Source organism: Rhizobium redzepovicii, from assembly GCF_019793435.1.
Lineage (GTDB): Bacteria > Pseudomonadota > Alphaproteobacteria > Rhizobiales > Rhizobiaceae > Rhizobium > Rhizobium redzepovicii.
Window position 1 is genome coordinate 191,346 of the sequence record NZ_JAILYH010000008.1, and the last position, 23,817, is coordinate 215,162.

Consider the following 23,817-nt stretch of genomic DNA (forward strand, 5'->3'; position numbering starts at 1 on the left):
CGCGGCGAGGCAGGCGCCAAGCCAAAAGGCGCCGCTTCGCTCACACGGGGTGAAGATCCGTAGGGACTGCCGATGGCAACGGTCTTCATCCTCTTGCATCTGAACTGGAGGTTATTCCATGAACATCAAGAGCCTTCTTCTCGGCTCCGCTGCTGCTCTCGCAGCAGTATCCGGCGCCCAGGCTGCTGACGCTATCGTTGCTGCCGAGCCGGAACCGGTTGAATATGTTCGCGTCTGCGACGCTTACGGCACCGGCTATTTCTACATCCCGGGCACCGAAACCTGCCTCAAGATCAACGGCTATATCCGTTTCCAGGTTGACGTCGCTCCGAACGCCAGCTCGATCGGCGCCAGCGGCGGCGGTTCTGTCGCCAACGACTCGGATTGGGACGCCCGTACGCGCGGCCAGGTTCAGTTCACCGCCAAGAGCGACACCGAATACGGTCCGCTGACCGGCGTCATCGTCATGCAGTTCAATGCTGACAACGCCTCTGCCCAGAAGGCTCAGCTCGACTCCGCTTACCTCGACATCGCCGGCTTCCGCGCTGGTCTGTTCTACAGCTGGTGGGACGACGGCCTCTCCGGCGAAACCGACGACATCGGCTCGCCGGTCACGCTGCATAACTCCATCCGTTATCAGTACGAAACCGACGCCTTCTACGCCGGCATCAGCGTCGACGAGCTGGAAGACAGCCCGTTCTACAACGGCGAAACCGCAAACAACGTCGGCGTTGCCGTCGGTCTCGGCGGCAAGGCCGGTGCCTTCAGCTACCAGATCACTGCCGGTTACGACACCGACAACGAAGAAGGCGCCATCCGGGCCATGGGTACGGTTGCTGTCGGCCCGGGCACGCTCGGCCTCGCAGTTGTCTACGCAACGAACCCGAACGCCTATTACAACAAGGCTGAATGGGCAATCGCTGCCGAATACGCCATCAAGGCGACTGACAAGCTGAAGATCACCCCGGCTGTTCAGTACTACGACAACTACGGTGTCACTGCCGGCGAGTTCAACGACGACGTCAGCGCCTGGAAGGCCGGCGTAACGATCGACTACCAGATCGTCGACAACCTCGCAGCCAAGGTCTCGGTTCAGTACCTCGATCCGGACAATGCTGCTGACGTAACCTCGGGCTACTTCCGCCTGCAGCGCGCGTTCTAATAAAAGGGCTGCTGGCGACTTGCTACGGCGCTGTGTGCCGGCAGCTACAAATTCCTGATCCGACTGACCTCCGATCGGGAAAGAATGGGCCTGGACTTCCCTGCCTAGGCCCATTCCCCTTGACCAGAATGTGTCCAAGACGGCAGGCGCTCTATCAGCGCCTTGCCACCGCCATGCCGCATCTGTTCGTTGTCGATGCTCCGCATCCCAACCCATCGCCGACCCTTGTGACCGCTTCCCGAGCCAGCCCGGCCGCCGATGGAAACTTTCCGCCTCGGGGAACAACAGAACCAAATTTCGGACACAGAGCCGTGCCATGGCCGAACCGAGGATGAGGTGGTGATTCGCCTCGCCAGCACATGGGGTTTGAGATCGAAATGAAATTATCCGCGCCTGTTGCCGCCGCAATTTTTTCCGCCGCCCTCGCCTTGCCGGCCGCTGCAGCGCCAGCGTCTCCTGCCGAGACGTTTCCAGGCGCGCCCGGCGTCATCACGCTCTCCGGCAAATGCGCCAAGCTTGTCGTCGCCAAGTTCGACGCCACCAAGGGCTGCAAGAACGAACTCGCCAGCGTCACGCTGGTCAATGGCCTGGTGACCTTCATCTTCACGTCGGACGGCAAGGCGCTCGGCTTTCAGGGCGATGGCAGCGGCATCAAGCCCGCTTCCAACGGCAATGCCCGCCTGCCGCTCAGCCTCGTCACCACAGGCGTCGGCAATAAGATGACCGGGGAGGTTAAGGTCGCTGGCTTCTGCACCTTCGGCAATCCCTATGCCGGCAAGCCGATTGCGATCGAATGTACGGCCGAAAGCAAGGATTCCTCGTTTACCGGCAGCTTCCGCACCGGCGGCAAGCTGGTGAAAAAGGGAAAGTAGAGCAATCCCGGCAAAAGGGCGCAGCGGTTTAGCGTCCGGGATTGTGTGAAAATGTTCTAGCCGTCAGGCGCACCACGCACCGCCGGCAGCGCCTGGCTTGCGCGCCAGCCCTTCATTGATCAGCTGCGCGCCGAACGAGCGCCCGTCGCGCGAGACAACACGCGGCGCTCCGGATGGCTCAGCCTTGCCCGCAGCATTTATGGTGAAGGGACCGGCGTTCAGAAGGGCCAGCAGCCGAGACTTTGCGGCAAAGGCCACCCTACGTTCGCCGTCACATCGCGCCTGGTAGACGACCGGGCTTGCCATATCGGCGATCACGATCTTCTCCCCCTTGTACCAGAAGACGCCGCCATCGCCGACGCAGTTGATATGGGCGCCTTGCCCGCAATAACCAAAAGCGATTGTCCCGGTTTCCGGATTGGCGGGGGTAAGTGGAGACGGCACCGCCTTGCCCGGCTGGACGGCTGGCGTCGGGATGGTCGCCGGCGGCAGCAGCTGCGATTGCGGCGCCGGCGGTACGGCTTTCGGCGTGGGTGTGGCAAGCGCCACCTGCTTCGGCGGCACGTCCTTCCTGGCGGCAGGTCTACGCTCCGCCGTTTCGCGCGCCACCGGCGCCGATTGCCGGGCAAACATCGGCTGGATGCTCCTCCAATGGTCATGGGCGACGATGCCGCCGATCGCGGCAATGCCGATCACCGCCCAGGGCAGCAATCCGCCACCGCTGCTGCGCGCTTTGCTCTTTCCTCTCGCCGGCGCCTTGCGGCGGCCGCGTGTCGCTGTCTTGGCCATCTGTCCGAATCCCGTGAGGCCGGGATTATCGCCGCCCAATCCTTTCTGAAAGGTTGGCGCCGCGGCACGACGATGCCGGGTTCGCCGATCTTTCATGCGAATACCAGCCGGCTTGGGAGAAGCGCTGCGTGGAATCCACGCGAATGAGTGAAAAAAGCCGAACAAATCTAGCGCTCAGACGTTAGCCAGCGAAAAATTCATCCGTTGTAGGAAAATCCATGGATCTGATCATCGCCGACATGATACCGGCGTCGCGTATCCACTATCCCATCATCTTTGCCCGCCTGCTCGGTGCCATCGTCTTCGGCGGGTTGATAGGCTTCGAGCGTGAGGCACGCGACCGCCCGGCAGGCTTCCGCACCCATATTCTGATCAGTCTTGCCGCTGCCCTCTTCGCCATCATTTCGATCGAGGCGGTGCACATGCCGGGGTTTGCCGATGACGAGCAGGTGCGGATCGACCCGCTGCGCGTCATCGAAGCCGTGACCGCCGGCGTCGCCTTCCTTGCCGCCGGCATGATCGTCTTTGCCAGGGGCCGGGTGCACGGGCTGACGACGGGGGCCGGCATGTGGCTTTCCGGCGCGATCGGCCTTGCCATGGGTTTCGGATATTGGCCGATCGCCTTCTTCACGACGTTGGCTGCCATTTGCGTGCTCTTCGCCTTCGGCAAGCTCGAACACCGATTCGGCTACAATTCCGCCCGGCGCGCCGATCGGGACAAAGAGCAGTAGAAAACGAAACGCCCGGCATATGCCGGGCGTATATCATTGCGCCTGTCTGTTTCGTCATTCGGAGCGTGCGGCCGGAGCATCGCTTGTCCCAACCGGCGCCGGGCCGCCGGAGGCGGTAAGCGGCTTCTGGCGTTTGCCGATATCAATGCGCTCTTCCGCCGCCTCGCGCACGGCCTGCCATTCGTTTTCGTGCCTGATAAAAATCTCGCGGGGCACAAAGTTGATCGTCATATTGTTTCTCACCCTGTTTCAATTCTGCGGTAAGCCGCGCCAAGCAGGCTTGCGCAATGCCGGTTATTTCTTGCTTTCTGCATTACCCTTGATGTCGGGACCACCCTTGGAAAGATCCGCACCGGTAACGTGGGCTGGCACGTGAATGTCGTGGTAGACGCCCGGGGTCAGAGTCAGGTCGACATGATGCGGCGGCAGCACCTGCGCCTTCTGCATGCGGTTCGGCTTCGCCCGCTTCATGCGGTCGGACGCCTCCGTGCGTTTGTCGGGAACATGGGTCGAAGTGTGCATCATCGGCCTCCTTTTTAAGCTCAACCAGTGTCTAACGAGCAGGCACCGGGATGGTTCCAAAAAAACACTTCGTCTCCGTGCGGCCGCCGGCCTTGACTGCCTCGCGAAGTTGATTACCTATGGCCTGTCCCCAGCCTTCCAGACATCGGCTGCGGGTAATTTTGGTGCCGGGCCCCTCTGGCGAGAGTTTTTACGGCGCTCTCGTGATGTCGGTACCGCCTGCAGCTTAGCCGGCGGATTTTTCATCGATGAACAAGATCACCATGCCTTATCCGCATGCCCGTTGTGGCATGCCGCGCTCCTCCCTCTCCACCATGATTTGCGGCCGCGAGGTGCGGCCATGAACCAGCCCGCGACCCACCACTCCTCGCTCAGCTATTTCCGCTGGGCCTTCATCGTCACTGCCCTCGGCCTACTTCTCGGCGCCGTGCTCGGCTGGCAGACGACAGGCACGATCGGCGGCATGGCGACCGTCTTCTTCATCTGCACCGTGCTTGCGGTCCTTGAGATCTCGCTCTCATTTGACAATGCCATCGTCAACGCCAACAAGCTGAAGGAGATGACACCGGCCTGGCAGAAGCGATTCCTCACCTGGGGCATCATCATCGCCGTCTTCGGCATGCGCATTGTCTTTCCGCTGGCGATCGTTGCGATCGCGGCACGGATCGGCCCCTGGGATGCGCTTGTGCTTGCGGCCCGTGAGCCGGAAGAATATGCCCGCATCATGAATGACGCGCATCTGCCGATCGCAGCCTTCGGCGGCACCTTCCTGATGATGGTCGGCCTCAGCTACTTCTTCGACCACGAGAAGAAAATCCATTGGTTCCGAGGCCTGGAAAAAGTGATGGCGCGCTCAGCCACCATCAGGGGCATCGAGATCGCTTTCGTTCTGGCGCTGATGCTGGTTTTCTCCTGGCTGATCGGCGGCGAGCAGGCGAGCGTCTTTGTCCATTGCGCCATCTACGGGCTGCTCACATTCCTGGCGGTCGAGGTGGTGGGTGAACTGCTCGATGCCTCGCAACAGACGATGAGTGCTGCCGCCAAGGGCGGCCTCGGCGCCTTCATCTACCTCGAGGTGCTGGATGCCAGCTTCTCCTTCGACGGCGTCATCGGCGCCTTTGCATTGACGCAGAACCTCTTCGTCATTGCGATCGGCCTCGGTATCGGCGCCATGTATGTGCGCTCGATGACGATCATGCTGGTGGAGAAGGGGACACTTGCCGAATACCGCTATCTCGAGCACGGCGCCTTCTACGCCATCCTGATCCTCTCGGTAATCATGTATGCGCAGACCCTGGTGCACATCCCCGAGGTTATCACCGGGCTCGGCGGCGCGACGCTGATCGGTCTGTCGCTCTGGTCTTCCATTCGCCACAACAGGCGCGAGCGGGTGGAGGATCATGCCAACCGGCAGAAAGAGCTTCACGCCTGACGATTGCAATGCATTTAGAAACAGAGTCGCAGCGCTTGGCGTTGCGGCCTTCCCTTTGGACAAAAATAAAGCCCGCGACCAATCGGTTGCGGGCTAATTCATTCATGCATCGCTTCCAGCTTGTTAGCGGGAAACATGACCGAAGGAGACCGGGTTGATGCCGAGTTCCCTCAGGTCGCTGGCACGCGGCCGGCGGCCGGCTTCAACGGCGGCGCTGACAGCATTTGCGGCGCCAAGCACTGCAAATGCGCGACCGAAGAAACCTGTGCGGACTGAATTGCGGATGGCGGACATTGTCCATTTCCTCTTGTTTTGATTGACCCCTTATAGATGATATCGCGCAGGTCGCCCCACAATGCTCAGAAAATCACCGCAGCCATGCAAAAACAGAAGGCCGGCGCATGTTTCCATGGCCAGCCTTGAGGGAGGGGTAATGTCGTCTTTTTAGTCTTCGTTTGCAGCCAGCTGCGACAGCACCTGGCCGCGACCGCGAATCCGCAGGATCAGCGGGATGAGAAAGGCGGCCGCCGCAACGATCAGCAGTCCGGCGGCGATCGGCGACATCACCAGCGTCGTGACGTCGCCTTGGCTGATCGCCAGCGCACGGCGCAGCTGCTGCTCGGCCAGCGGCCCGAGGATCAGGCCGACGACGGCAGGCGCAATCGGATAGCCGAAGAGCCGCATGAGATAGCCGAGCAAGCCGAAGGCGAGCAGCATGCCGAGTTCGAACACCGACGGATTGGCGCCGATCGTCCCAAGTGTCGCAAACAGCAGGATGCCCGCGTAAAGCCAAGGCTTCGGAATCGTCAGCAGCTTTACCCAGAGCCCGATCATCGGCAGGTTCAAGACCAGCAGCATCGCATTGGCGATGAGCAGGCTGGCAATCAGCCCCCAGACGAGCTGCGGATTGGTGGCAAACAGCAGCGGCCCCGGCTGCAAGCCGTATTGCTGGAAGCCGGCAAGCATGATGGCCGCGGTTGCCGTCGTCGGCAGGCCGAGGGTCAGAAGCGGCACCAGCGTGCCAGCGGCCGACGCGTTGTTGGCAGCCTCTGGACCGGCCACGCCTTCGATCGCGCCATGGCCGAACTCCTCCGGGTTCTTCGCCAGCCGCTTTTCGGTGGCATAGGAGAGGAAAGTGCCGATTTCAGCGCCGCCCGCCGGCATCGCGCCGATCGGAAAGCCGATCAAGGTGCCGCGCAGCCAGGGCTTCCAGGACCGCGCCCAGTCCTCAGCCGTCATCCACAACGAACCCTTGACCGCCTCGACCTTCTCGGCGATGCGGTTGCCCTGCGCGGCGATATAAAGCGTCTCGCCGATCGCAAACATCGCCACCGCAAGCGTCGTCACCTCGACACCGTCGAGCAGGTCGGGAATGCCGAAGGAAAGCCGCGCCTGCCCCGTCTGCTGGTCGATGCCGACCATGGCGAGCGCGAAGCCGATGAACAGCGCCGTCAAACCCCTAAGGGCTGAATCGCCGAAGGCCGAGGAGACGGTGACGAAGGCAAGCACCATCAGCGCGAAATATTCGCGCGGCCCGAAGACCAGCGCCAGCTTGACAATATAAGGAGCAATGAAGGCGAGCCCCAGCGTCGCAATCAGGCCGGCGACGAAGGAGCCGATCGCCGCTGTCGCCAGCGCCGGTCCGCCGCGCCCGGCGCGCGCCATCTTGTTGCCCTCGAGCGCCGTGACGATCGAGGCGCTTTCACCCGGCGTGTTGAGCAGGATCGAGGTCGTCGAGCCGCCATACATGCCACCATAATAGATGCCGGCGAACATGATCAGCGAGCCGCCGGGATCGAGCTTGTAGGTGACGGGCAACAGCAGCGCCACGGTGAGTGCCGGGCCGATGCCGGGCAGCACGCCGACGGCGGTGCCGAGCGTCACGCCGACCAGCGCATAAACCAGGTTCATCGGCTGCATCGCAACCAGGATACCCTGCCATAGGAATTCGAATGTGCTCATCTTGGTGTCCCAAGCAGCGTTCCCGACCATGTAATTTCGAGGTCAGGCGCCGCGTAAAATCAAAAGAGCTGACAGCGCGTCCGCGCGATCAGAAGAACAGATGTTCGAGCGGGCCGGCCGGCAGCGTCAACTGCAGCAGCTGCGAGAAAATCGCCCAGACGACGAAGCTGAGGACGATGCCAAGCGGCAGCGAGAACCAGAGCTTGCGTTTGCCGAAACCGCGAGCCGTCAGTGCGAAGAGGATGCCGGTGGCAATCGAGAAACCGGCGACACGCAGCAGCAGCATCTGGCCGGCAAGACCAGCGACGATCCAGATGACGGGCGCCACTTCCTGCCGGTCGCGCTCCGGAAACTCGCCGCGCCAGGCTTCGGCGACGGTCCAGACCCCGAGACAGAAGAGGCCGAACGCCACCACTTGAGGCACCGTCGCCGGGCCGATGCGGTCGTATTGCGCGATCGTCTTCAGATGCGAGGCATCCCAGGCCATTACGCCGGCGACGACGAAGAGGAAAACGGCAATGATGAACGCCGCCCAATCAGGGCGGCGTGTGGTTGCCGAGGAGGTGTTATCCTCGCTCATTGAACAAGTCCGATATCTTTGAGAATGCCTTCGGTGGCGGAGACATCCTTTTCGAGCTGCGCCTTGAAGGCGTCGCCTGACAGATAGGTGTCGGCCCAGCCCTTGGTCTTCAGAGTTTCCTGCCAAGTGGCCGAGCTATGCAGCTTCTCGAAATCGGCGGTGACGCCTGCCACCTGCTCTGCCGACAAGCCCGGGGCTGCGGCAACCATGCGCCAGTTCTGGATGGTGACGTCGGTGCCGGCTTCCTTCAGCGTCGGGGCATCGACGCCGTCGATGCGCTTGTCGCTGGAGACGGCGAGAAGACGGAGCGTGCCGGATTTCACCTGCGATTCGAACTCGCTGTAGCTCGAGACGCCGGCTGTGACCTGGCCGCCGAGAATGGCGGCGAGCGCTTCACCGCCGCCGGAGAAGGCAACGTAGTTGATCTTCGTCGGATCGACGCCGGAAGCCTTGGCGATCAGGCCGACCGTGATGTGGTCGGTGCCGCCGGCCGAACCGCCGCCCCAGGAAACCGCGCCCGGATCCTTCTTCAGCGCCGCAACCAGATCGGCCATCGTCTTGATCTCGGAAGAGGCAGGAACGACGACGGCTTCATATTCACCGGTCAGACGCGCGATCGGCGTGACGTCCTTGAGCGTCACCGGCGACTTGTTGGTGAGGATCGCGCCGACCATGACATAGCCGCCGACGATCAGCGAATTCGGATTGCCGGCAGCCTGGCTGCTGAACTGTGCCAGACCGATGGTGCCACCGGCGCCCGGAACATTCTGGACCTGCACGTTGCCGGCGATCTTCTCCTGCTGCAGCGCCGTCTGCAGCGAACGGGCCGTCTGGTCCCAGCCGCCGCCGGGCGCAGCCGGCGCGATGATGGTGTAGTCGGCCGCATAGGCCGGCAGCGCGATGGTCGCGGCAAGAAGGGTTGCGATGAATGTGTGCTTCACGATGTGTCCTCCGTGGGCGGCTGAGCAAACCGCCTGTTATTCTTTAGGAATCGGGAGGAACGGCTGGCCAGCGGACGCAAGCGTCCTGAATGACGAGCAGAATACCTCCCAAGGCTTCAGCTCTCCGCCTCCACGGAGAAGAAGTAGCCAAAGCCACCACAACAAGCTGTCATTTAGCTGACATCGGTGAGATATCCAGGAGAAGGGGCCACTTTTTTGCCGTAATTGCCGGGCGCCGGTCTAAACTGGGGTCCTCTGTGTGGAGCGGCCGACCCCTGAAACGCTTCACTGCGCCCGCAACACCTCGTTCCAGTGTGCGATCAGCCGCGCCCGTTTCACCTGGTCGAGATAGACCATCAGCCCGGGGCTGACCGGCACCGGCCGCAGTTGGGCGCCGAGCAGTTCCTGCAGCGTATTGGCGGTATTTTCGCCAGCCACCTCGGGGCTGACGGCTGGGATCTGCAGCTCGCGCGCCATGATCGTCTGCCCTTCCCTCGACATGAAGAAGGTGAGATAGCGCCGGCCGAGCTCCGGCTCGGCCGCCGCCTGCGGCACCAGCCCGATCCGCGACATTACCACGGTATAGTCCTTCGGCAGTACGATGCCGACATCCGGATAGCGCGAGGCCCAGTCGGCCGCGTAGGAGCCGAGAATATTGTAGCCGAGCACGAAGCGCCCGTCGGCAACACGCTCCAGGATCGCCGAACTCGTCGAATAGAGCTTGACGCCGGCAGCCCCCATCGCTCCGATCACCGACCAGATATCGCCGAACTGCTCCTGGTCACGCGCCATGAACAGAAAACCGACGCCGGAGCGCTCGATATCGTAGGTGCCGATCCGCCCATAGACCTCGTTGCCCTTGCGGGTCAGGTAACCGACGAATTCCGCCCGCGAGCTCGGCACCGGCTCATGCACAAAACTCGGCTTGTGATAGACGAACACCGCCGGCTCGAAGGTCAGCGCATAGGCGGTGTTGCGCCAGTTCGCCCATTTCGGCCATGCAGCACTCATCGGCAGGTTGCTGACCTGCGCATATCCGTCATTGGACAGCTTCACCTGCAAGTCCATCGCCGAGGAAAAGGCAAAGTCCGCCGTCTTCTTGCCGGCATCCGTCTCACGGACGATCCGGTCGTAGATATCGCCGGTCAGCATGTCCTCGTATTTGACCGCGACGTCGGGATTGGCTTCCTGGAAACCCCGGATCATCGGCTGCGCCAACGGCTCGTCGAGCGAGGAATAAACCGTCAATACCGGCGCATCCGCATTGCCGGATTTCGCCGCATAGAAAGCCTGATCGGCCAGCGCAAAGCCCGGCCAGAACGCCAGCAGCAAGATGAAAACTCTCCTCATGCCGCAACAATGCCTCAGCATGCCGAGGGGAGCAAGGGCGGTGGAGCTAGGCGACGACCCATTCCATCAGCGCATTTTGTGCGTGCAGCAGGAAGGCCTTGGCGGCGCGACTTTGGCAAAGCGAATGCTCCATCGCCTCCGCCGTCACCTCCTGGCCGCGTGTCACCGGTGGACACGGCAGGAAGATCGCATCCTCTGGCAAGCGGTCGAGAATATCGGTCCCGATCCGGTAGCCGGCGAGCGCCTCCGAGACGGAATCCCCCGGCCATGAATCGGTGATGACGACGCCTGCATCCGATAGCTCGCCCATATCGGTGCTCGCGCGAAACCGCTCGTTGAGCAGGGCCGCATCACTTATGTGCCAGCGTTCGGGATAGACCTGCACCACCTTGATCGGCAATGCGATCGACGCCTCGACCCAGGAGCGGAGGATATTTGCGTCCGCCGCCACGCCAACGACCTTCAACCCGTCGATCGAGCCGCGCCGGCTCATAATATAGGCAAGATCACCGAGCGTCTCGCAAGGATGGTTGGAGCGTGTGCGTGCATTGATGACAGGCACCGGCGCGGCTATCGCCACCGCCTTCAATGTATTAAGCTCCTTCGTGCGGATCACCAGCATGTCGAACCAGTTGCCGAGATAACCCGCAAGATCGCCGGTTTCCTCCCTGGTATTGAAGCCGATCGGCACATGCACGCAGATACCGCCCATCGCCTGGACGCCGAGATCGAAGGCACTCGTATTGCGCCAGCCGCCGTCGTCGACAATCAGCGCGACGCGTTTTCCCGTAAGGCTCTGCGGCATTGCACGCTCATCCCAGGCTTCGGCGAGCTTGCCCGCGCGAGCGACAATCGATCGAAGCCCGGCCTCCGGAATATCATGAAACTCCAGAAAATGCCGGGCCGAACCTGTCATTCAAAATCTCCGTCGCGCACAAACGCCGCCCACAATAGCCGGCGCCGGTCTCGCAGCAACCGCGAATCACATTGTCGACGGTGTTGCATACCCTGGCCATCTTCCTCCCGGCCGTGCACATGGTTCACGCCTCCAAACCGATCAAGGGCCACTCGATCGAATACCGACCCCGAAGCATCGTCCAAAGCACATCACTCCGCTTTCTCCGATCATGATCGCCATTTCACCACAAAGGATTAGCGTCGAACGCCATCCTTCACCCATTCAGAGTATTGATGAAGATCGGCGACGCTATATGGTCGCGCTGCCGTGTCAAACCGTCGAAACCGCCCGAATTTTGTTATTCGTGGGACGACTCTACGCGACAAAAACTCTATAAAAAGCTAGGACTATTCTGGGAAGATCCATGGGAGGGGTCATGGAACGACGACTGAGCGCTATTCTCGCTGCGGATGTCGTTGGCTATAGCCGACTGATGGGCATTGATGTGGCCGGCACGCTGCAGGCGCTGAACCGCCACCGCTGCGAACTGGTCGACATTCGGATTTCGGACTACAAGGGCCGGATCGTCAAACTTACCGGCGACGGCATCCTTGCCGAATTCCAGAGCGTTGTGAATGCCGTCGCCTGTGCTGCCGAAATCCAGCGCAGCATGGCGGCCCGCAACGAGAACGTGCCCAAGGACGAACGCGTCGAATTTCGTATCGGCATCAATCTCGGTGATGTCGTGGTCGAGGACGGCGATATCTTCGGAGACGGCGTCAATCTTGCCGCCAGGCTTGAGCGTATCGCAGCGCCGGGCGGCATCGCCGTCTCGGCCTCGGTACGCGATCAGGTCGGCGCGCGCCTCAATCTCGGCTTCGAGTTCATCGGCGAGCATATGCTCAAGAACATCCGGCAGCCGGTTCAGGTCTATACCGTCACCCTGGCGCCGCCCTCCTCGGCGAAATTGGTCGCGCAGAACCGCAATACCTGCTTCATCGCCGTGCTGCCCTTTACCAATATGAGCGGCGATGCCGACCAGGACTATTTCTCCGACGGCATCACCGAAGACATCATCACCGATCTCTCCAAGATCTCCAGCCTGCACGTGGTGCCGCGCAATACCATCTTCACCTACAAGGGCATATCGGTGAAGGTGAAACGGCTCGCCCAGGAACTTGGCGTGCGCTACGTGCTCGAGGGAAGTGTGCGCATTTTCGGCAATCGCGTTCGCATTTCCGGCCAGCTGATCGACACCGCCAATGGCGATCACCTCTGGGCCGAACGTTACGACCGCGACCTGACCGACATCTTCGCCATCCAGGATGAGATCACCCATGCGATCGTCGGCCAGTTGAAGGTGCGTCTGCTGCCGGAGGAGAAGAAGGCGATCGCCAATGAGCCGACCGCCAATGTCGAGGCCTATACTTATTATCTCCGCGGCCGCCAGCTCTCCCACACCTGGACCAAATCCTATCTCCAGCTCGCAAGGCGGATGTTCTGCAAGGCGGTCGAGCTCGACCCGGATTATGCCCGCGCCTATGCCGGCATCGCCGATTGTGACGCGGCGATCCGCGACTGGGCTCCTGACGACGTGCCGCTGCGGCGCATCCTCGAGATGAGCGCCCGCGCGCTGGCACTTGATCCCGACCTTCCCGAGGCCCATGCCTCTCACGGTCTGGCCCTGCATCAGAGCGGCTTTGATGACAGAGCGGCGGCGGCCTTCGAACGTGCCCTGGCGCTCGACCCGAACCTGTTCGAGGCGAATTTCCATTATGCCCGGTTCTTCTTCATGCACGGCAACTTTGCCGAATCGGTTCAATATTTCACCCGCGCCGCCGCGATCCGCCCTGACGACTACGTCTCGCCGATCCATCTGATGTCGGCCTACCGATCGCTCGGCCGTGTGTTGGATACGGAAAACTGGGCGCGTCTCGGTCTGCTGCGCGCCGAACGCGCGCTGAACCTCAATCCGGAAAATTCCGGCCCGGCCCATCGCGGCGCGCTGGCGCTTGCGCATATGGGCGATACCAAGAGAGCGCGCGACTGGGCCGCCCGCGCCATCGCCATCGATCCCGACGACATCGTCGCGCAGTATAATCTCGCCTGCGTCTATTCCGTCCTCGGCGATGTCGACCAGGCGATCGATCTCCTTGAGAGGCTGCTGCCGCACAGCTCCGTCTACCATATCAAATGGTTCAACAATGATTCCGATCTCGACAACATCCGCGACGATCCCCGCTTCCGGAGACTGCTGGCCGCCGCAATGATGCAGCGCGAACGGATCGAAAGGACCGGGAGCTGAAATCGGCTTTCCCACGGCCGTTCACCAATCTTCAAAATCGCTGTGACATCGCTCCCTCACCTCTGTAATCTCCCTTGAAAAACAGGGGACATCCGTGCGCATCCTGCTTACCGAAGACAATATCGCGCTGGCCGACGGCCTGTCGGCGATCTTGCGCGGCACGGGCCATGCCGTCGATGTCGTCCATGACGGCGCATCCGCCAATGCGGTCATCGCCGCGGAAAATTTCGATCTTGTCATTCTCGACCTCAACCTGCCCGAGATGGACGGGCTCGACGTGTTGCGTGCCATGCGCGCCCGGCAGAACCAGGCGGCCGTCCTTATCCTGACCGCGCGCGGCACGCCGGAAGAACGGGTGAAGGGCCTCGATCTCGGCGCCGACGACTATCTGATCAAACCTTTCGACATAGCTGAATTCGAGGCCCGCGTGCGCGTGCTTCTGCGCCGCCAGGCGGGCCTGCGCTCGGCGACCGTCAGTTTTGGCGGCATCTCCTTCGATCTCAATTCCCGCGCTTTTTCGGCCGGCGCCACACCGCTCGATATTCCCGCCCGCGAGCTCGGGCTGCTCGAAATTCTTTTCATGCGGGCCGGCAAGGTCGTCGCCAAGGAGGCGATCATTCAGTCGTTGACGGCCTTCGACGACGACATTTCCTCGAACGCCATCGAGCAATATGTCAGCCGCCTGAGGAAACGTCTCTCGCCGCACGGCCTGACGGTCAAGACCGCCCGCGGCATCGGCTATTATCTCGACAAGCTCCCTGAGGCCTCATGAGATCAGCCTATTCCCTCAGGCGCCGGCTGCTCTTCTGGCTGCTCGTCTCCACGGCCGTCATCGGCACGCTGGCGCTTGCCGATACCTATCGCGAGGCTGTGCAGACCTCGAACATCGTCTCCGACCGTGTTCTCGCCGGCTCGGCGCTGGCGATCGCCGAACGTGTCGTCGTTGCCGAGGACGGCTCGCTGCAGGTCGATATCCCCTATGTCGCGCTTGAAATGCTGACCTCGGCCGCGCAGGACCGCGTCTTCTACCGCGTCGACGGTCCGCCGGGCAAATTCATCACCGGCTACCAGTCGCTGCCGGTCCTAAAGAAAACGCCGGCCAATGCTGCCGCTTTCGCCGACGACACCTTCCGCGGCGAGCCGATCCGCGTCGCCACGCTCGAACGCTCCGCCTCGACAGGCATCCGCTCCGTGCCCTTCGTGGTGACGGTCGCCGAAACCACCATCGCTCGCCGGCAGCTGGCGCAAGCGATCCTCGTGCGCTCGGCACTGCGCCTCGCCTTCATGATCGCCGGTGCCGCCGTCATCGTCTGGATCTCGGTCACTGTGGCTCTGCGCCCGCTCTACAAACTCGGCGATGCCATCGGCGAACGCAGCCCCGATGACCTGCACCCGATCGAGCAGACCGTGCCGAGCGAGGTCGAGCCGCTGGTCGATACGGTGAGCAGCTTCATGGTCCGCCTGCAATCGGCGCTCGATGCGCTGCGCCATTTCACCGGCAATGCCAGCCATCAGCTGCGCACGCCCCTGGCGATCATCCGCACTCAGCTCGCCCTTTCCGCCCGCGCCGGCTCGCTTACGGAGGCCCAGGCGGCAGCGCTCAAGGGGGATCAGGCCGTGGCGCATGCCGAACGCATCCTCGCGCAGCTTCTGCTGATGGCAAAGATCGACGCCGCTACCGCCAAGGAGGCGCTGACCGCCTCCGCCATCGATCTTGCCGCCATCGCCCAGGAAATCACCGGCGAGCAGATCCCGACGGCAGCCGTCGCCGGCATTGATCTCGGCTTCGAGGGCGAAAGCCCGGCAATGATCCGCGCCGAGCCGCTGCTGATCGGCGAAATGCTCCGCAACCTTGCCGGAAATGCCATCGCCTATGCCGGCAAAGGGGCGGAGGTCACCGTCCGCATCATCGCAGCCACGGAGACGATCCGCCTCGAAGTCGAGGACAACGGCCCCGGCATTCCCCGCAATAAACTGGAGGCAGTGCGCGGGCGTTTTTCGCGCGGCAATCAAACTGGTGCGCAAGGCACTGGCCTCGGCCTGCCGATCGTTGAGGAAATCGCCAATCTTTTCAACGCCGACCTGACGCTGGAGCCAGGCCTGAACGGAAAGGGTCTGAAGGCGGTCGTCACCTTTGCCAAGGCGGCTTAAAAGCCTTCGTCCCTCCTTGCTTTATTTCGCTGCATTGCACACACTGATTTCGGGAACAGCACGCCGCACGACGATGCGAGCCGGATAAAAAGAGAAATATGTCGATCAAAGCCAGTATCTATCATCGGACGCATTACACTTATGACAAGCCGGTCCGCCTCGGCCCCCAGATCATCCGGCTGAAACCTGCCTCGCATTCGAAGACGAGGGTGCTCAGCCACTCGCTGAAGGTCACGCCTTCAAACCACTTCGTGAACCTGCAGCAGGACCCCTACGGCAATTACCTCGCCCGCTACGTTTTCCCGGACCCGGTGACCGAGTTCAAGATCGAGGTCGATCTCGTCGCCGACATGACGGTCTATAATCCCTTCGACTTCTTCGTCGAGGAAGAGGCGACCAAATGGCCCTTCGGCTATCCGGAAACGATCCAAGAAGATCTGTCGATCTATATGACGCCGGAACCGGCCGGCCCGCGGCTGAAGGCGCTGCTGCCGACGCTCGACTGGTCGCCCGGACAGCCGACGGTCGATATGATCGTCGGGTTGAATGCCCGCCTGCAGCGGCAGATCGGCTATGTCATCCGCATGGAAACCGGCGTGCAGACGCCAGAGGAAACCCTGGAAAGTGCCAAGGGCTCCTGCCGCGACACCAGCTGGCTGCTCGTCCAGATCCTTCGTCATCTCGGCCTGGCCGCCCGCTTCGTCTCCGGCTATCTCATCCAGCTGACGCCAGATCTGAAGGCGCTCGACGGCCCCTCCGGCACCGAAGTCGATTTCACCGACCTGCATGCCTGGGCCGAGGTCTATCTGCCCGGCGCCGGCTGGGTCGGCCTCGATCCGACCTCCGGCCTGTTGACCGGCGAAAGCCACATCCCGCTTGCCGCCACCCCGCATTACCGCAATGCCGCTCCGATCTCCGGCGGTTATTTCGGCGAGGCCGAAACCGAATTCGCCTTCGACATGAAGGTGTCGCGCGTCGCCGAACATCCGCGCATCACCAAGCCTTTCTCCGACGAAAGCTGGGAGGGGCTCAACGAACTCGGCGAGACGGTCGACCGTGTCCTCGAGGCCGAGGACGTGCACCTGACGATGGGCGGCGAGCCGACCTTTGTTTCGATCGATGATTTCCAGTCCGAAGAATGGAACACCGCCGCCGTTGGCCCGACCAAGCGCGAAAAGGCCGACAGCCTGATCCGCAGGCTGCAGGAACGCTTCGCCCCCGGCGGCTTCCTGCATTACGGCCAGGGCAAATGGTATCCGGGCGAAAGCCTGCCGCGCTGGACATTCTCGCTCTACTGGCGTCGCGACGGCAAGCCGGTCTGGCAGAACCTCGATCTGGTCGCGGCCGAAGGCAAGGATACCGGCGTTACCGCCGAGGATGCCGAGAAGCTGCTGACGGCAATCGCAAGAGAACTGGCGATCAAGCCCGACATGGTGCAGCCGGCCTACGAGGATCCAGCCGACTGGATCATCAAGGAAGGCAATCTTCCCGAAAACGTCGATCCGGCGAATTCGAAGCTGAAGGATCCCGAAGAGCGTAACCGCATCGCCCGGGTCTTTGCCCGCGGCCTTACCGTCGCCACAGGTTACGTCCTCCCGGTTCAGGCATGGAACGCCAAGGCGGCCGAAAGCCGCGTCTGGATCAGCGAGAAATGGCGCAGCCGCCGCGGCCGGATCTTCCTCGTCCCGGGCGACAGCCCGATCGGTTACCGCCTACCGCTCGGCACCCTGCCTTATGTTCCCCCGGCACGTTATCCCTATATCCACCCTGCCGATCCGACGATCCCGCGCGGACCGCTGCCCGATGTCTTCGTGCCGGCTGGCCGCGCCATGCCGGAAGCCTCCTTCCAGGCTGGCGAGAGCAATCGCGGCCGGATCGAACAGACGCTCGGTGAGATCGGCGGCGCCGTGCGCACCGCCATGTCGGTCGAGCCGCGCGACGGCAGGCTCTGCGTCTTCATGCCACCGGTCGAGCGCATCGAGGATTATCTGGAGTTGATCGCCGCGGCCGAAAACGCCGCGGCCGAACTTAAGCTTCCCGTTCATATCGAAGGCTACCCGCCGCCGCCGGACGAGCGTATCAACGTCATCCGCGTCGCTCCGGATCCCGGCGTCATCGAGGTCAACATTCATCCGGCCTCGAATTGGAAGGAATGCGTCGACATCACCACGGCGGTCTATGAGGAGGCGCGGGCCACCCGGCTCGGCGCTGACAAGTTCATGATCGACGGCCGTCATACCGGCACCGGCGGCGGCAACCATGTCGTCGTCGGCAGCGCCAATCCGAACAACAGCCCGTTCCTCCGCCGTCCCGACCTCTTGAAGAGCGTCGTCCTCCACTGGCAGCGCCACCCTTCGCTGTCCTACCTCTTCTCCGGCATGTTCATCGGCCCGACCAGCCAGGCGCCGCGCATCGACGAGGCCCGTCACGACAGCTTGTACGAGCTGGAGATCGCCATGGCGCAGATCGCTGCCCCCGGTCGCGGCCAGCAGCCGCTTCCCTGGCTGGTCGACCGGCTGTTCCGCAACCTTTTGACCGATGTCACCGGCAACACCCACCGCGCCGAGATCTGCATCGACAAGCTGTTTTCGCCCGACGGCCCGACCGGAAGGCTCGGCCTCATCGAGTTCCGCGGCTTCGAGATGCCGCCGAACGCTCGCATGTCGCTTGCCCAGCAGTTGCTGGTGCGCGCGCTGATCGCCCGCTTCTGGATCAACCCGGTCGACGGCAAGTTCGTCCGCTGGGGCACGACCCTGCACGACCGCTTCATGCTGCCGCACTTCGTCTGGGCCGATTTCCTCGACGTGCTTGCCGACCTTCGCGAAAACGGCTTCGACGTCAGCCCGGAATGGTTCAAGGCCCAGCTCGAATTCCGCTTCCCCTTCTGCGGCGAAGTCGAATACGAGGGCTCGAAACTGGAACTGCGCCAGGCACTGGAGCCTTGGCACGTCATGGGCGAAGAAGGCGCGCCGGGCGGCACCGTCCGCTACGTCGACTCGTCCGTCGAGCGACTTCAAGTGCGGCTCGAAACCAGCAATACGGCGCGCTATACCGTCACCTGCAACGGCCGCACGCTGCCGCTGACGCCGACCGGCACGGCGGGCGTGTCGGTCGCCGGCGTCCGTTACAAGGCCTGGCAGCCGGCCTCCGGTCTGCATCCTGTGCTGCCGATCAACACGCCTTTGACTTTTGACATTTATGATACATGGTCGGAGCGTTCGATCGGCGGCTGCATCTATCATGTTGCCCATCCGGGCGGCCGGACCTATGACACCTTCCCGGTCAACGGCAACGAGGCGGAAGCAAGGCGGCTCGCCCGCTTCGAGCCGTGGGGACATACGGCGGGCGGTTATATCCCGCGCGCCGAGACGGGCTCGCTGGAATTCCCGCTGACGCTGGATCTGCGGCGGCCCGCTGGAATTTGATGCCGGGGTTGGGGGATAGCTTGGGTTTTGATGGGTAAGAGGCCGGCAATAGAGCGCAGGGAAGAGACAGAGGACCGCACCGGCAAACGTGCGGCCTTTGACTATGCGCCGCTTCCCGGCACCGCCGACGAGATGGTTGACAACAAAGGCAGGGTCCGCCCGGTCTGGCAGCATTTCCTCTCGCATCTGAGCGCAATGCCGGAAAAGGATCTTGCCGAGCGATTTGCTCGCGCCGACCGCTACCTCAGAGACGCCGGTGTCTTCTACCGTGCCTATGGCAGCAAGGGCACCGGCGAACGCGCCTGGCCGATCTCCCATATCCCGGTACTGATCGACGAGCGAGAATGGCAGACGCTGTCGGCCGGCCTCGTCCAGCGCGCCGACCTGCTGGAGGCGATCGTCGCCGACATCTACGGCGACAACCGGCTGGTGGAGGAAGGCGTCCTGCCGCCGGCGCTGATGGCCGCCAATCCCGAATTCCAACGTCCGCTTGCCGGCATCCGGCCGGCCTCCGGTCATTATCTGCACTTCTGCGCCTTCGAGATCGGCCGCGGGCCGGATGGCAATTGGTGGGTGCTGGCCGACAGGACGCAGGCGCCATCAGGCGCCGGCTTCGCGCTGGAAAGCCGCGTCGCGACCACCCGTGCCTTCTCGGATATCTATGCCGAAACCCCGGTCCACCGCCTCGCCTCGTTCTTCGGCGCCTTCCGCGATGCGCTGCAGGGAATGAAACATTCCGGCGACGACCGCATCGCCGTGCTGACGCCCGGCCCCGCCAACGAGACCTATTACGAACACGCCTATATCGCCCGCTATCTCGGCTTCATGCTGCTCGAGGGTGAGGATCTCACCGTCGTCAAGGGCCGCGTCATGGTGCGCACCGTCGCCGGCCTGAAGCCGATCGGCGTGCTCTGGCGCCGTCTCGATTCGGCCTTTGCCGACCCGCTCGAGCTGAACCAGAATTCGCATATCGGCACGCCCGGCCTCGTCGAAGCGCTGCGCGCCGAAAGCGTCACCATCGTCAATGCGCTCGGTACCGGCGTTCTCGAGACAAGGGCGCTGCTGGCCTTCATGCCGACCATCTGTCGCCGTCTGCTGGGGCAGGATCTGCAGCTGCCCTCGATCGCCACCTGGTGGTGCGGCCAGGAGGAAGAGCGCGAGCACGTCGCCAAGAATATCGAGAAGATGGTGATCGGCCCGGCCTATTCCCGCGCCCCCTTCTTCGACGATGACGGCGAATCCGTGCTCGGATCGTCGCTGCGGGCGACCGCCAAGGATTCCATCACCGACTGGCTGAGTTCGGACGGCCCGAAACTGGTGGGACAGGAGGTGGTGACGCTCTCGACGACGCCCGCCTGGGTGGACGGCAAGCTGGTGCCGCGGCCGATGTCGCTGCGCGTCTTCGCCGCCCGCACGGCGAACGGCTGGCAGATCATGCCCGGCGGCTTTGCCCGGATCGGCTCCGGCGCCGATGTCGCGGCGATCGCCATGCAGTCGGGCGGAGCGGCCGCCGACGTCTGGATCGTCAGCGACAAGCCGGTCGAGCGCCACACGCTGCTCCCGGCCGAAGGCAGTTTCACCCGCAACATGCCGGGCAGCCTGCCGAGCCGGGCGGCCGACAATCTGTTCTGGCTCGGCCGCTACATCGAGCGCGCCGAAGGGGCGCTGCGCATCCTGCGCGCCTGGCATGCGCGTTACGCCGAAGCTGCCGATCCGAGCCAGCCGCTGCTCGCCGACGTCTCCGCCTATCTCTCAGCCGTCGATATCGACACCGCCGAACCCGTGCCGGAAACGCTGCTGCGCAACATCGACAGCGCCGTTTATTCGGCCAGCAATATTCGCGACCGTTTTTCGCCGGATGGCTGGCTGGCGCTCAACGATCTCGCCAAGACCGCCCGCCGCTTCCATGTCACCGTCGCAGCCGGCGACGACGCCAGCCACGCGATGACGATCCTTCTGCGCAAGCTTGCGGGCTTTGCCGGCCTTGTGCACGAGAACATGTACCGTTTCATGGGCTGGCGCTTCCTCTCGCTCGGCCGCTATATCGAGCGCGGCCTGCACATGACCCGGCTGCTCGGCCACATGTCCGGCCCGGAAGCGCCCGACGGCGCGCTCGACATGCTGCTCGAAATCGGCGACAGCGTCATGACCCACCGCCGCCGCTACAACGTCAACACGGCGCGGCTGACCGTCACCGACCTGCTGGCGCTCGATCCCCTCAACCCCCGCTCGGTCCTCTTCCAGGTCAACGAGATCCACCACGAGGTCGAGCAACTGCCGAACGCCTTGATCAACGGCCAGATGTCGCCCTTCTACCGTGAGGCGATGCGGCTTCATTCGGGCCTGGCGGTGATGACGCCGGAGGGCATGGGGCCAGAGGTCTATCAGCGGCTCGAACGCGAATTGGAGCAGCTTTCCGATCTGCTCGCTCAAACCTATCTCGGGTGACGGCGATGCTTTACGATCTTTCGCTGCGCATGGGTTACAGCTACGACGTGCCGGCCTCCGGCGCTCGCCACATCATGCGCCTGATGCCGCTGTCGCTGACCAACAGGCAGCGCCTGGTCGCCGGCTCGATCACAATTTCGCCGACGCCGGACGAGCAGTCGCATTTCGTCGATTTCTTCGATCATCCCGCCACCGCCTTCATGCTGCGAGCGCCGCACGAGACGCTCGACATTCGCATGCAGGCCCGCGTGCAGGTGGAAAGCCAGCCGATCGCCGCCGATTTTTCGCCGCTGCTGGCCGACTTGCCGGACGAACTGTCAGGCGTCTGGTCGCTGGCGGCGGATTCGCCGCACCACTTTCTCGGCGAAAGCCCGCGCCTGACCCAGGCGCGCGAGATCAGCGACTTTGCCCGAAGCTGCGCCATGCCCGATCTGACGGCGATGCAAATCGCCTACGCGATCTGTGCCCGCATCCACAAGGATTTCACCTACGACGCCGACGCGACGACAGTCGACACGACGCCGCTTGAGGCATTTAGGTTGAAGCGCGGCGTCTGCCAGGATTTCACCCACATCATGATCCTGGGGCTGCGAAGCCTCGGCATTCCGGCCGGCTATGTCTCGGGTTTCCTGCGCACCATCCCGCCGCCCGGCAAGGAACGCCTCGAAGGGGCGGATGCCATGCATGCCTGGGTCAGGATCTGGTGCGGCCAGACGATCGGCTGGATCGAACTCGACCCGACCAACAACATCCCCGCCGGCACCGACCACATCGTCGTCGCCTATGGCCGCGACTATTCCGACGTCGTTCCCGTCATCGGCGTGTTGAAGAGTTATGGCGGCCAGCGCGCCGTCCAGGCCGTCGACGTCATCCCGCTGAAATAATCCCAAAACTGGAAAAATCCGCCGATTTATTAGAATTTTATTGAGGTGGTAAGTCAGGCGTAAAGAAGCAGTGTGCGTTAATCACCTCACAGGGTTTCCAATTGGGTGAACATGATGAGCACCTCCTTTTTGCATCCCTGCCTGCGTCGCATGTTCAGCGATCGAGGCGGTAACTTCGGAATCACGACGGCGATTATGGCGCCGGTTCTTCTCGGCGTTGTCGGCATGGCGCTCGACTACTCGAACGCGATGCTGTCGAAGCGCCAGTTGCAGGAAGCAACGGATGCCGGTGCTCTTGCCGCCGCGACTGCGCTTGCGAATGGAACGGCTTCGACTACGGCTGACGCCGAGATGATCGCAAGAAATTTCGTAAGCGGCCAAATGGCCAATTATGTCGGCTCCGACGCCTTGAACAGCATCAAAGTTGGAACGAGCGTCACCGTCAATGTCAGCACCACGGCAACAAGCAAGAGCTATAAGGTTGCCATCGACACCTCTTACCCCGTCGCCACTACACCATTCTTGAGCGTTCTTGGCTACAAGACGCTTAATATCGGCGCCTCGACTTCAACTTCAAGCGGCACGAGTGATACGAAAACCGCCTTATCGATGGAACTGGTGCTCGACCAATCCGGTTCGATGGGCGAAAATACGACCACCTGCGCAACCTATAACGGCAAAAATTGCAAAACCTACGTCACGAAAATCGACGCGCTCAAGAAGGCGGCCAATGCCCTCTTTGCTGCATTGGACACCGCCGATCCGGATCACAGCCTCGTACGCACCGGTGCCTATTCTTACAACAACGGTCTCATCTATAAGGATGCACAGAAGACCCAGATCAAGAGCATGAGCGGTATGTCCTGGGGCACAGCGACGACTGCAACTTATGTGAGCGGAATTACGGCAAATGGGGGCACAGATGCTACCGAACCTATGAGACAAGCGACTCTTTCGGTCACGAAAGCATTGGACGGTTCGGATGTTGAGACCCAAGCACACGCGGCCAAAGGCAACAACAATGTGTCTCGCTATATCATCCTGATGACCGACGGCGAAATGACGGGCAACACGGGTGTATGGCAACAATCATTTGACCAGAATGTTCGCGACCAATGCGACGCAACCAAAACAGCCGGCATCAAAATCTTCACCGTTGCCTTCATGGCCCCGGACAAAGGTAAGCAGTTGCTCCAATACTGCGCCTCCCCAGGCGGCAACTATTATGAAGCCGAAACAATGGAGAAACTAGTCGCTTCCTTTACCAGCATTGCAAAAGAGGCGACCAAAGCTCTCACACTGCTGACGAACTGATCGCCCAGTTCCAAAGCCCATCGCAGCAAAAAGCCGCCTCGGAACAAACCG

At 62.4% G+C, this 23,817-nt stretch carries 20 protein-coding genes; 11 read left to right on the plus strand and 9 right to left on the minus strand.

Going from position 1 to position 23,817, the window contains the following annotated elements:
* Nucleotides 1–118: 118 nt before the first annotated feature.
* Both K6N12_RS14900 and K6N12_RS14905 read left to right on the plus strand, forming a co-directional pair.
* Nucleotides 119–1,162, plus strand: a complete 1,044-nt coding sequence (locus K6N12_RS14900; protein WP_097628746.1) for a porin — start codon at nucleotides 119–121, stop codon at nucleotides 1,160–1,162.
* Nucleotides 1,163–1,521: 359 nt separating this feature from the next.
* A complete protein-coding gene (locus tag K6N12_RS14905; RefSeq protein WP_097628745.1) occupies nucleotides 1,522–2,034 on the plus strand; it encodes a hypothetical protein in 513 nt (170 codons plus the stop codon).
* Between the two features lie 63 nt (nucleotides 2,035–2,097).
* Here K6N12_RS14905 and K6N12_RS14910 read toward each other — a convergent pair whose 3' ends face one another.
* Nucleotides 2,098–2,823 (minus strand): hypothetical protein, encoded by a 726-nt coding sequence (locus K6N12_RS14910; protein ID WP_097628797.1) that lies wholly within the window; start codon nucleotides 2,821–2,823, stop codon nucleotides 2,098–2,100.
* A gap of 218 nt (nucleotides 2,824–3,041) precedes the next feature.
* On the opposite strand from K6N12_RS14910, the gene K6N12_RS14915 reads away from it, so the two are divergent.
* On the plus strand, nucleotides 3,042–3,554 hold the full coding sequence (locus tag K6N12_RS14915) for an MgtC/SapB family protein (protein WP_097628744.1): 513 nt from the start codon (nucleotides 3,042–3,044) through the stop codon (nucleotides 3,552–3,554).
* A 54-nt stretch (nucleotides 3,555–3,608) separates the two neighbouring features.
* Here K6N12_RS14915 and K6N12_RS14920 read toward each other — a convergent pair whose 3' ends face one another.
* Complete coding sequence (locus tag K6N12_RS14920; protein ID WP_165503904.1) at nucleotides 3,609–3,785, minus strand: hypothetical protein; 177 nt, start codon at nucleotides 3,783–3,785, stop codon at nucleotides 3,609–3,611.
* A gap of 63 nt (nucleotides 3,786–3,848) precedes the next feature.
* Nucleotides 3,849–4,079: a hypothetical protein gene (locus K6N12_RS14925; protein ID WP_097628743.1), complete on the minus strand. Its 231-nt coding sequence runs from the start codon at nucleotides 4,077–4,079 to the stop codon at nucleotides 3,849–3,851.
* Between the two features lie 337 nt (nucleotides 4,080–4,416).
* Between K6N12_RS14925 and K6N12_RS14930 the strand changes: the two genes are divergently transcribed.
* Nucleotides 4,417–5,508: a DUF475 domain-containing protein gene (locus K6N12_RS14930; RefSeq protein WP_097628742.1), complete on the plus strand. Its 1,092-nt coding sequence runs from the start codon at nucleotides 4,417–4,419 to the stop codon at nucleotides 5,506–5,508.
* Nucleotides 5,509–5,631: 123 nt separating this feature from the next.
* Here K6N12_RS14930 and K6N12_RS14935 read toward each other — a convergent pair whose 3' ends face one another.
* The 6 genes from K6N12_RS14935 to K6N12_RS14960 all read right to left on the minus strand — a co-directional run bounded on the left by K6N12_RS14935 (nucleotide 5,632) and on the right by K6N12_RS14960 (nucleotide 11,257).
* The gene (locus tag K6N12_RS14935; protein WP_097628741.1) at nucleotides 5,632–5,802 is read right to left on the minus strand and encodes a hypothetical protein; all 171 of its coding nucleotides are present in this window, start codon (nucleotides 5,800–5,802) and stop codon (nucleotides 5,632–5,634) included.
* Nucleotides 5,803–5,952: 150 nt separating this feature from the next.
* A complete protein-coding gene (locus K6N12_RS14940) occupies nucleotides 5,953–7,470 on the minus strand; it encodes a tripartite tricarboxylate transporter permease (RefSeq protein ID WP_003585833.1) in 1,518 nt (505 codons plus the stop codon).
* A gap of 88 nt (nucleotides 7,471–7,558) precedes the next feature.
* Complete coding sequence (locus K6N12_RS14945) at nucleotides 7,559–8,050, minus strand: tripartite tricarboxylate transporter TctB family protein (RefSeq protein WP_012558939.1); 492 nt, start codon at nucleotides 8,048–8,050, stop codon at nucleotides 7,559–7,561.
* Complete coding sequence (locus K6N12_RS14950) at nucleotides 8,047–8,991, minus strand: Bug family tripartite tricarboxylate transporter substrate binding protein (protein ID WP_097628740.1); 945 nt, start codon at nucleotides 8,989–8,991, stop codon at nucleotides 8,047–8,049. Before K6N12_RS14950 ends, K6N12_RS14945 begins: the two co-directional genes overlap by 4 nt.
* 285 nt (nucleotides 8,992–9,276) lie before the next feature.
* Entirely contained in the window at nucleotides 9,277–10,323 is a 1,047-nt protein-coding gene (locus K6N12_RS14955; RefSeq protein ID WP_097628739.1) for an ABC transporter substrate-binding protein, read from the minus strand.
* 64 nt (nucleotides 10,324–10,387) lie between these two features.
* The gene (locus tag K6N12_RS14960) at nucleotides 10,388–11,257 is read right to left on the minus strand and encodes an ornithine carbamoyltransferase (RefSeq protein ID WP_097628738.1); all 870 of its coding nucleotides are present in this window, start codon (nucleotides 11,255–11,257) and stop codon (nucleotides 10,388–10,390) included.
* Nucleotides 11,258–11,675: 418 nt separating this feature from the next.
* On the opposite strand from K6N12_RS14960, the gene K6N12_RS14965 reads away from it, so the two are divergent.
* The 7 genes from K6N12_RS14965 (at nucleotide 11,676) to K6N12_RS14995 (ending at nucleotide 23,766) form a co-directional block, all read left to right on the plus strand.
* Entirely contained in the window at nucleotides 11,676–13,544 is a 1,869-nt protein-coding gene (locus K6N12_RS14965; RefSeq protein ID WP_222148836.1) for an adenylate/guanylate cyclase domain-containing protein, read from the plus strand.
* Between the two features lie 94 nt (nucleotides 13,545–13,638).
* Complete coding sequence (locus tag K6N12_RS14970) at nucleotides 13,639–14,316, plus strand: response regulator (protein WP_054184216.1); 678 nt, start codon at nucleotides 13,639–13,641, stop codon at nucleotides 14,314–14,316.
* A complete protein-coding gene (locus K6N12_RS14975; protein ID WP_222148837.1) occupies nucleotides 14,313–15,695 on the plus strand; it encodes a sensor histidine kinase in 1,383 nt (460 codons plus the stop codon). The genes K6N12_RS14970 and K6N12_RS14975 overlap by 4 nt, the downstream gene beginning before the upstream one ends.
* Before the next feature lie 98 nt (nucleotides 15,696–15,793).
* Nucleotides 15,794–19,120 carry a transglutaminase family protein gene (locus K6N12_RS14980; RefSeq protein ID WP_097628735.1) on the plus strand — a complete coding sequence of 1,109 codons (3,327 nt, stop codon included), beginning with the start codon at nucleotides 15,794–15,796 and terminating at the stop codon, nucleotides 19,118–19,120.
* A gap of 30 nt (nucleotides 19,121–19,150) precedes the next feature.
* On the plus strand, nucleotides 19,151–21,568 hold the full coding sequence (locus tag K6N12_RS14985) for a circularly permuted type 2 ATP-grasp protein (protein ID WP_097628734.1): 2,418 nt from the start codon (nucleotides 19,151–19,153) through the stop codon (nucleotides 21,566–21,568).
* A 5-nt stretch (nucleotides 21,569–21,573) separates the two neighbouring features.
* Complete coding sequence (locus K6N12_RS14990) at nucleotides 21,574–22,452, plus strand: transglutaminase family protein (RefSeq protein WP_097628796.1); 879 nt, start codon at nucleotides 21,574–21,576, stop codon at nucleotides 22,450–22,452.
* Between the two features lie 114 nt (nucleotides 22,453–22,566).
* Entirely contained in the window at nucleotides 22,567–23,766 is a 1,200-nt protein-coding gene (locus K6N12_RS14995) for a vWA domain-containing protein (RefSeq protein ID WP_222148840.1), read from the plus strand.
* Nucleotides 23,767–23,817: the final 51 nt, after the last annotated feature.